Source organism: Stenotrophomonas sp. STEN083 (assembly GCF_056759195.1).
This window is the reverse complement of the sequence record NZ_JBRRCU010000026.1, coordinates 42,134-51,187: the sequence shown is the minus strand read 5'-3', so window position 1 is coordinate 51,187 and position 9,054 is coordinate 42,134. Positions and strand designations below refer to the sequence as shown.

Below are 9,054 nucleotides of genomic sequence, written 5' to 3'. Positions count from 1 at the left end.
ATGCTCGGCAGAGGCTTTACCGGGAACTCTCCTGCCGAGCATGGCTCGGCACTACGGGAGACCCCTGCCGAGCATGGCTCGGCACTACAGGTGAAGCCGCCTGTTCAGGGAACCTGCCTGGGGAACTGCAGCTCGCCGCGTGCGCTGCCCATGCGGAACGGAATCGAGCGCAGCGCCAGTCCGCTATTGGTCTGAACCACGAAATGCAGGTGCGGTCCGCTGCTGTGGCCGGTATTGCCGGACAGGGCGATCGTCTGCCCGGCAGCCACGCTCTGCCCGGGGCGGACATTGGCACTGCCAGCCTGCAGGTGCGCGTACAGGGCCATGCTGCCGTCGCTGTGCAGGATGCGCAGCAGGCTGCCCTGTTCGCGGCTGTCGACCACCTGCATCACTCGGCCGGAACGCGCGGCCAGCACCGGGGTGGCTTCGGGCACCGGGAAATCCACCGCGTACAGGTTCTGCGCATCGGTGTGGCTGTAGTGGCCGGCGAAGGCTTGGCTGACCCGAACGGCCGCATTACGCAGCGGTAATAAATAGAGGTGATCCTCGGGTTGAGCTGCCGGGTCGCCAGGAAACGCGTCCAGGGCCAAGCGCAGTGGATTGCCATCATCTGCCAGCCATAACAGGCTGCGCTTCTCTCCTGCGGCCAGTACGGTGGCGGCCGCTACCCGACTGTCGCCGTGCAGGCGGACCTGTACCGGACCTGCGGTCAGGTTGCGGGCGACGGCGTTGCGTCCACCTGCACGGACCTGCAGCTGCAGGCTGGCGAAGGCGTCCGAGCTGGACGCCGCAACGGCAGGCGTCGACGCAGTGGGGAGCCCCCAGGCTTCGCGCCAGCGGCTGCTTGGATTGGTTTCGGCATCGCTGGCGCCTAGCAGCGTCAGTGAAAGCAGTACAGGAATAGTGCGGGGCACAGTGGGTGTCCTCGGGGCAGGGCCTGATTGTGCATGCTTGGTTGCCTTGGAAACTTATCTATCTCTTTATGCGAATAAAGCGATTGACAGTCGGGGAAGGGGCTGGCAATGTAGCGTCACCATCGAGACCGGCAGAGGGACAGGCCCTTTGAAGCCGGGGCAACCAGCGGACGCGCAAGCATCTGCGTTTGGTGCCAAATCCTGCGGAGGCCTCCGTGTCTGCCGAAAAGATGGTTCGTTCCGTACCGCGTGTACGGCGAACACGAGCTTCGCGAAAGCTCGATGGCCGCTCCTTATCGGATACCGCCATGAGTTTCGCCACCGCAACCGCAGTCCAGCTTGCCCCCATCGCTCTCATCGACCGTGCCGACAGCAGCAGTGCCACTGTGCGTGGCGAGATCGAGGTGCAGCTGCGCATGCGTCACGCAGGTCAGCGTGCGCTGCGCCTGCGTTATGAGCTGGTCGGCGCGGCGGGTGCGCCGGTGGTGCTGGTGGCCGGTGGTATTTCCGCGCACCGGCATCTCGCTGCAAATGCGGGCTACGCCGAAAAGGGCTGGGCCGAAGGTCTGGTCGGCGCTGGCCGCGCGCTGGATCCGGCGTGTCGTCGCTTGCTTGGATTTGATTTCATCGGCGCCGATGGTGAGCTGGATGCGCCCATCGATACCGCCGATCAGGCCGATGCCATCGCTGCCTTGCTCGATGCACTGCATATTGAGCAGTTGCACGGCTTCGTCGGCTACTCCTATGGCGCCTTGGTCGGTCTGCAGCTTTCCATCCGCCATCCGCGCCGCCTGCACAAGCTGATCGCGGTCAGCGGCGCGCATCGCCCGCATCCGTACGCATCGGCCTGGCGTGCACTGCAGCGTCGTGCGGTTGCACTGGGGCAACTGCAGTGTGCGGAGAGCCACGGTCTGGCGCTGGCGCGTCAGTTCGCCATGCTCAGCTATCGCACCCCGGAAGAATTTGGTGAGCGCTTCGATGCGCCACCGGAAGTCGTCAATGGCCGCGTGCGTGTCGCCGCCGAGGATTACCTCGACGCCGCCGGCGCGCAGTACGTGGCCCGCACCCGCGTCAACGCCTACCTGCGCCTGTCCGAATCCATCGATCTGCACCGGGTTGATCCGGCTGCCGTCAGCGTGCCGACCCTGGTGGTCGCGGTTGAAGGCGACCGGCTGGTGCCGCTGTCGGACCTGGTTGCGCTGGTCGAAGGTCTGGGTCAGCGCGGCAGCCTGCGTGTGCTGCGCTCGCCCTACGGCCACGACGCCTTCCTCAAAGAAACCGATCGCATTGACGCGATCCTCGCCACTGCCCTACGCCTGCCCGGAGAAACCGCATGAGCCTGTCCCACACTTCCGATATCTCCTGCAGCCGGGCCACCGCCGCTGTGCGTGCGGGCATCGACCGCGATACCGCCTACGGTGCGGTGACGCCGCCAATCGTGCTGTCGTCGAATTTCAGCTTCGATGGCTTCGGCAACAAGCGCCAGTACGACTACACCCGCAGCGGCAATCCGACCCGTGACCTGCTTGGCGAAGCATTGGCCGAGTTGGAAGGTGGCGCTGGCGGGGTGATCACCGCCACCGGCATGGGCGCGATCAACCTGGTGTTGAATGCCTTGCTGGAGCCGGGCGATCATCTGGTGGTGCCGCATGATGCCTACGGCGGCAGCTGGCGCCTGTTCAACGCATTGGCCAAGAAGGGTCACTTCGAGCTGATCACCGCCGACTTGACCGATCCGCGCTCGCTGGCCGATGCGCTGGCGCAGTCGCCGAAGCTGGTGCTGATCGAAACCCCGTCCAACCCGCTGCTGCGCATCACCGACCTGCGCTTCGTCATCGAGGCCGCGCACAAGGCCGGTGCCAAGGTTGTCGTCGACAACACCTTCCTGTCGCCGGCTTTGCAAACGCCGATCGCCTTCGGTGCCGACGTGGTGCTGCATTCGACCACCAAGTACGTCAACGGTCACAGTGACGTGGTCGGTGGTGCGGTGATCGCGCGTGATGCCGAAGTGCACCAGCAGTTGGTGTGGTGGGCCAATGCGTTGGGCCTGACCGGTTCGCCATTCGATGCTTTCCTGACATTGCGCGGCCTGCGCACCTTGGATGCACGTCTGCGCGTGCACCAGGAAAACACCAGCGCCGTGGTTGAACTGCTGGCTGCCAGCGATGCGGTGTCCAATGTGTACTACCCGGGTTTGGAATCGCACCCGGGCCACGCGGTGGCGGCTCGCCAACAGAAGGGTTTCGGCGCGATGCTGTCATTCGAACTGGCGGCCTGCGAGGGTGAAGATCCGTATGCAGCGGTACGCGCTTTCCTGGATGGCTTGCATTACTTCACCCTGGCCGAGTCGCTGGGCGGCGTGGAAAGTCTGGTCGCGCATCCGGCGACCATGACCCACGCTGCAATGAGCGCCGATGCGCGTGCAGCGGCCGGCATCAGTGAGTGCCTGCTGCGCCTGTCGGTGGGTATCGAGTCCAGCGAGGACCTGGTCGCCGACCTGCAGGCCGGTCTTGAGCGTGCTGCCAAGGTGATTGCCGAAGCGCAGCTGAGCGCTGGCACCTGTAAAAAAACGGTGGATGCATGAGCGCGGTCCTGCGTCCGCTGGAACAGCCGCAGGCGCGGCTGGTGTTGTTGGGAACCGGTACGGTCGGCTCGGCCTTTGTTGCGCGCTACCAGGCCTTGCAGCAACGCCAGTTGAGCCTGCCAACGCTGCATGTGGTGGCCAACTCGCGTATTGCCTTGGCCTGTGATGATGCGCCGGAAGCAGCGCTGTCGCGTGCGCGTGATGCGCAGCGGCAAGGTGATGAGCCGGTGCATCGCGAGGAAGCAGGGCGCCTGCGTGTTGGGGATATCGTGGTTGATGCCACGGCCAGTGAGGCCGTCGCCGCCGACCATGCGCTGTGGTTGGCGCAAGGCATCCATGTAGTGACGGCCAACAAGCTTGGTAATGGGACGGGCCTGGCCCGCGCGCAACAGATTGGTGCGTTGGTTGCGGACGGCAACGCCTGCTATGGCGATGCGGCAACGGTGGGTGCGGGCTTGCCGCTGTTGCGCAGCATCCGCGCACTGGTTGCAGGTGGTGACCACGTGCATGCCATTGAAGGCGTGCTGTCCGGGTCGCTGGCTTGGTTGTTTGATCGTTACGACGGCAGCCAGCCGTTCTCGGCCTGCGTGCGCGAAGCCGCGGCTGTTGGTTATACCGAGCCGGACCCGCGCATCGATCTGTCCGGCGAGGATGTGCGTCGCAAGCTGCTGATACTTGCACGTGCTGCGGGTGTGCCGTTGGAAGCTGATCAGATCAAGGTTGATTCGTTGGTGCCGGCGGCATTGGCTGCGCTGTCCGCCGAGGAGGTGGACGGAGCACTTTCGCTGTTGGACGCGCCGCTGGCTGAACAGTTGCAGCAGGCACGTGCACAAGGTTTGAAGCTGTGCTTCATTGGCCGTCTGGATGCGCAGGGGGCACACGTTGGCCTGCGTGCGTTGCCGCAAGGCCATGCCCTGGCCGGTGGCAGCGGCACCGATAACCGCGTGGCGATCCACAGTGACCGCTACAGCAGCCAGCCGCTGTTGATCCAGGGGCCGGGCGCGGGTGCCGAGGTCACTGCGGCAGCGTTGCTGGATGACGTGCTGAACATCGTCAATCGCTGAGTGCCGATGCAGCACCAATGGTGTGCTGCATCGCGGGTTCATTGCCGATCCAAGCTGGGAGCTGCGGGGCCCGGTATTGGCGCGCACTCGCGGAGATACCGAGCGGACGGGATGCCTGCCATCCGGTGGTAGTGGTGCAACTTTCTGGCTTTATGATATCCGGGTGCTGGCGTCATAAAGCCTGCGTTGCCATTGCGCGAAGGTCACACGCAGCTGCTTTCTTTCTCTGACAGGTGTGCTGTGTCCAAAGGTATTCTGGTTTCGCTCGCAGCCTCCCTGCTGTTCGGCTTGATGTATTACGCCAGCCCGCAACTGGCGCCGTTGCAAGGCACCGAGATCTTTGGCTGGCGGGTGTTGTTCGCGGTGCCGCTGATTGCGCTGATGCTGCATGTGAGCGGTGAGAAGACCCTCATCGCCGATACCTTGCGACGCGTGCGGGTTGAGCGCCGGTTGTGGTGGGCGTTGCCGTTGTGCGCGGGCATGGTCGGAGTGCAGTTGTGGCTGTTCCTGTGGGCGCCACTGCATGGCCGCGCACTACAGGTGTCGATGGGTTACTTCCTGCTGCCTTTGGTGATGGTGCTGCTGGGCCGCGTGGTCTACGGCGAACGCCTGTCCGCCCTGCAGAAGCTGGCCGTGGCCAGTGCCGCGTTCGGCGTGGGTTGGGCCTTGATGGGTAATCACGGCCTGTCGTGGGAAATGCTGCTGGTAGCGCTGGGCTATCCGGCCTATTTCCTGCTGCGCAGGCACCTGCGCATCGGCCATCTTGGCGGCTTCTGGGTCGAGCTGGTGCTGTTGCTGCCGGTAGCTTTCTGGGCGGCGATTGGTGACGGCCAGCAGCTGCTGGCAGCGTTGGCGCAGAAGCCGGCCTTGTACGCGTTGATTCCACTGCTCGGGGCGATCAGCGCGGTGGCACTGATGTGCTACATGCTGGCCTCTAAGATGCTGTCATTCAGCCTGTTTGGCCTGCTCACCTATGTGGAACCGGTGCTACTGATGCTGGCGGCCTTGCTGCTCGGTGAGAGCGTCGGCCACGGGCAGTGGCCGACCTATATGGCGATCTGGCTGGCGGTGGCGTTGTTGGCCCTGGAGGGCGTACTGAAGCTGGGCAGGCGCGGCGGCTGAGTGCTCAGCCGCGCTTTGCTCTGGCGGCGAGATGCTGCAGGACTGCTTCACGGCTCATGCGCGCGCCGTTGCTGTCGACGGCGCTGAAGTCCACCCCGTTTTCCCAGAGCTGCGGGGCGAGCAGCACCGCCATGTCTTCGGAGGCGGTCTGTGTCTGCAGGTTCAACAAACGCTGGTTGAAGCCTGCCGCGCGCAGCCAGGCGTTGTAGCTGGAGTTGTGCTCGGTAGCGAACTGGACCTGGTAGTGGCACTCCTTGCGCTCGGCCTCTTCCGGGCGTGCATCACACTGCGGATTCCATTGGTGCAGGCCGATCACCGCGTCCGCTTCCATCTGCCGATGGCCGGCGGCGGCCCAAAGTGCCACGCACATGCTGGCGCAGTGCGAGCGAACCCGCACGGTTAGGTTGTTGCGGTTGATCAGGCGTGCTGCTTCCAGGCCCGGATTGGCGTAGCCACCGCCGCTGGTGATATCGATGCGACGCACGCTTGGATGGGCATCGAGCTGTGCCTTCAAGTCAGTGGCGAAGTTCCTGCCGACGCTGCCTTCGATGCGCAATACGCTGCCGCCCTCCTGCACCGACATCTGCGCCTCCGCGATGTTCGCCATCGTCGTGGACTTCTCGCCCCGGATGACCATTGCATCAGCGCCAGAGCCGGGTGCTGTAGCGGCGGGCGCTGTGACATCTGATGCTGTTGCGGCGGTGTCGGCAGCTGGCGGTGCAGGCTTTCGATTGCCAAAGTAGTACGCCAGCAACAGCAGTACCACTGCGGCAAGTACCAGCTTGATCAGGGTTGCCATGCCGTTGCCGGGTGCTGCGGTGCGTGCGGCCGTGCGCGGACGTCGTACCGGTGCCTGCCCGCCAGATTCCTTTTCGCCGTGCATCCGCTCCCCCTGAAGCTGCGTTGTGATGGGCGATTCTGGTGTAACGGGCAGAGGCATTGCAATACGCGTGTGCTGCGGGTCGAAAGTGCTCGTTTTGAACTTGGCTGTGCCTGCTTGCGGCTAGTGAGGACGGCTGCGTTGGCGCGACAGCGCGTGGACCAGTAGCGCCAGCAACAGGACGATGCCCAAGGGCAGGACCAGCAGCATGTTGAGCAGCCCAGTTCACCAGGCCAGATCAAGCTGCCAGCTGTTCCATGCCTTGCCATTGGCAGCTCTGATTGCCAAGGCCATATCCATGCCGGTGGTTGCTGGCGGTGGTGCGATCAGCTGGCCTGTCAGCCGGTAGCGCCCGGGTGGGACTGAGGGCAGGGGCTGAGCGCAGCTGACGGTGTGGCTCGACCAGCTGTCGACGCGATGGAAAAGACTGGTGGCGGCGACAAGCTGTTGCCCGTCGTTCGCCAGTAATCGCCACTGCAGCGTGACTGCACCTGTGTCTGGCGTTGCTTGTTTCCACGGAGCGGTGCGGCGCGCGAATTCCTCCTCGCTCAAGCTGCCTGGATGGAAATCCAGATTCAACGCCCAGTGTTCCCGCAGGCGGATGCTGATGGGAATGTCAAAGCTGCCATCGGTGGCGATGGCGCCTTGTCCGGGTGCGGCGCTCCAATAACTGCTCCACAGCCAGCTTGCGCCCAGCCAGAACAACAGGAAAATCAGCAGGCGCCAGCCCCAACGGGGCCAGCGCCGGTTCACTCGCGGATCAGCACTCGATGACGTTGACGGCAAGGCCGCCACGGCTGGTTTCCTTGTACTTGTCCTGCATGTCGCGGCCGGTGTCGCGCATGGTCTTGATCACCTTGTCCAGCGATACCTTGTGCTTGCCGTCGCCGCGCATGGCCATGCGGCTGGCGTTGATCGCCTTCACCGAGCCCATCGCGTTGCGCTCGATGCAGGGGATCTGTACCAGCCCGCCGATCGGGTCGCAGGTCAGGCCCAGGTTGTGTTCCATGCCGATTTCGGCAGCGTTCTCGATCTGCCCCGGGTTGCCGCCCAGTGCCGCCATCAAGCCACCGGCCGCCATCGAACAGGCCACGCCCACTTCGCCCTGGCAGCCGACCTCGGCGCCGCTGATCGAAGCGTTTTCCTTGTACAGGATGCCGATGGCGGCAGCGGTGAGCAGGAAGTTGAACACGCCCTGTTCGTTGCTGCCCGGGCAGAAGCGGTCGTAGTAGTGCAGCACCGAGGGGATGATGCCGGCCGCGCCATTGGTAGGCGCGGTGACCACGCGACCGCCGGCGGCGTTCTCTTCATTGACTGCCAATGCGTACAGATTGACCCAGTCCAGAGTGGTCAATGGATCACGCATTGCGGCTTCGGGGCGCGAGGATAGCTCGCGGTACAGTGCAGGTGCACGACGGCTGACATTGAGTCCACCGGGCAGGGTGCCTTCAGAGCGGATGCCGCGGGTCACGCAGGACTGCATCGCGTCCCAGATCTCTCGCAGTCCGGCGCGGATATCTTCCTCGCTGCGCCAGCACTTTTCGTTCTCGTACATCATCTGGGCGATGCTCAGGCCGCTGCGTGCAGCCTGTGCCAGCAACTCGTCACCACTTTTGAACGGGTAGGGGATCGGTGTCTGGTCGGGCACGATGCGGTCATCGGCCGCGTCATCTTCATTGACCACGAAGCCGCCGCCGACCGAGTAGTAATCGCGGGTGGCGATGATCTGGTCGTCGGCGTCGTAGGCGGTGAAGCGCATGCCATTGGTGTGGTACGGCAGCTTCTGGCGTTTGTTCATGGCCAGGTCGCGCTTCTCGTCGAAGGCGATCTCGCGCTGGCCCATCAGGTTGATGCGCTTGCTGCTGCGGATGCGCTCCAGCGTGGCCGGGATGATGTCCGGGTCGATTTCGTTGGGGCGGTGGCCTTCCAGGCCCAGCAGCACTGCCTTGTCGGTGCCATGGCCGCGCCCGGTCAGGGCCAGCGAGCCGAATACCTCGGCGCGGATGCGTACCGTGTTGTGCAATTGGCCCGGGTCCAGCAGCCAGCGGTGGACGAAGCGCTCGGCCGCGCGCATCGGGCCGACGGTGTGTGACGAACTCGGGCCGATGCCGATCTTGAACAGGTCGAACGTACTGACGGACATGCTGATTCTGCGTACTGCGTTGAGATGGTCGCTATTCTACGGGTTCATTGCTGCAGGCCATGTCTGCAGCGCAGCATTCCTTGCATGGGCGCGGAAATGGGATTGACCCTGTATCAACGTGATGATTGCCATCTGTGCGACCTGGCGCTTGCGGTGCTGGCGCAGGCACGGGTGCCGGAATTCGAGAGTGTGTTCATCGATGACGATGCGGCGCTGGAGGCGGCGTATGGCGTGCGCGTGCCGGTGTTGCGGGATGCGGCAGGCAGGGAGCTGGAATGGCCGTTCGATGCGGCGGTGTTGACCGGCTGGTTGCCGCTACACCTGTAGTGCCAAGCCATGCTCGGCTG

General features: G+C 64.3%; 9 protein-coding genes and 1 riboswitch. Of the genes, 5 read left to right on the top strand and 4 right to left on the bottom strand.

What is annotated here, in order from left to right; genetic code table 11:
* Positions 1-104: 104 nt before the first annotated feature.
* Positions 105-914 carry a M23 family metallopeptidase gene (locus tag ACVOK8_RS09990; RefSeq protein WP_481566664.1) on the bottom strand — a complete coding sequence of 270 codons (810 nt, stop codon included), beginning with the start codon at positions 912-914 and terminating at the stop codon, positions 105-107.
* Between the two features lie 116 nt (positions 915-1,030).
* Positions 1,031-1,151: riboswitch (SAM riboswitch) on the top strand.
* Between ACVOK8_RS09990 and metX the strand changes: the two genes are divergently transcribed.
* The 4 genes from metX (at position 1,145) to rarD (ending at position 5,684) form a co-directional block, all read left to right on the top strand.
* Complete coding sequence (gene metX, locus ACVOK8_RS09985; protein WP_481566669.1) at positions 1,145-2,251, top strand: homoserine O-succinyltransferase MetX; 1,107 nt, start codon at positions 1,145-1,147, stop codon at positions 2,249-2,251. (Overlaps the previous riboswitch by 7 nt.)
* Positions 2,248-3,498, top strand: coding sequence for an O-succinylhomoserine (thiol)-lyase (locus ACVOK8_RS09980; RefSeq protein ID WP_481566663.1), 1,251 nt, complete (start codon positions 2,248-2,250; stop codon positions 3,496-3,498). Before metX ends, ACVOK8_RS09980 begins: the two co-directional genes overlap by 4 nt.
* Positions 3,495-4,562: a homoserine dehydrogenase family protein gene (locus ACVOK8_RS09975; RefSeq protein ID WP_481566662.1), complete on the top strand. Its 1,068-nt coding sequence runs from the start codon at positions 3,495-3,497 to the stop codon at positions 4,560-4,562. The genes ACVOK8_RS09980 and ACVOK8_RS09975 overlap by 4 nt, the downstream gene beginning before the upstream one ends.
* 240 nt (positions 4,563-4,802) lie before the next feature.
* Entirely contained in the window at positions 4,803-5,684 is an 882-nt protein-coding gene (rarD, locus tag ACVOK8_RS09970; protein ID WP_481566661.1) for an EamA family transporter RarD, read from the top strand.
* Between the two features lie 4 nt (positions 5,685-5,688).
* Here the strand turns inward: rarD and ACVOK8_RS09965 are convergent, their stop codons facing one another.
* The 3 genes from ACVOK8_RS09965 to ACVOK8_RS09955 all read right to left on the bottom strand — a co-directional run bounded on the left by ACVOK8_RS09965 (position 5,689) and on the right by ACVOK8_RS09955 (position 8,707).
* Positions 5,689-6,567 (bottom strand): hypothetical protein, encoded by an 879-nt coding sequence (locus ACVOK8_RS09965; protein ID WP_481566660.1) that lies wholly within the window; start codon positions 6,565-6,567, stop codon positions 5,689-5,691.
* 222 nt (positions 6,568-6,789) lie between these two features.
* Positions 6,790-7,317 (bottom strand): hypothetical protein, encoded by a 528-nt coding sequence (locus ACVOK8_RS09960; RefSeq protein WP_481566659.1) that lies wholly within the window; start codon positions 7,315-7,317, stop codon positions 6,790-6,792.
* 7 nt (positions 7,318-7,324) lie between these two features.
* Positions 7,325-8,707: an L-serine ammonia-lyase gene (locus tag ACVOK8_RS09955; protein ID WP_481566658.1), complete on the bottom strand. Its 1,383-nt coding sequence runs from the start codon at positions 8,705-8,707 to the stop codon at positions 7,325-7,327.
* Positions 8,708-8,803: 96 nt separating this feature from the next.
* Between ACVOK8_RS09955 and ACVOK8_RS09950 the strand changes: the two genes are divergently transcribed.
* Positions 8,804-9,034: a glutaredoxin family protein gene (locus ACVOK8_RS09950; RefSeq protein WP_481566668.1), complete on the top strand. Its 231-nt coding sequence runs from the start codon at positions 8,804-8,806 to the stop codon at positions 9,032-9,034.
* Positions 9,035-9,054: the final 20 nt, after the last annotated feature.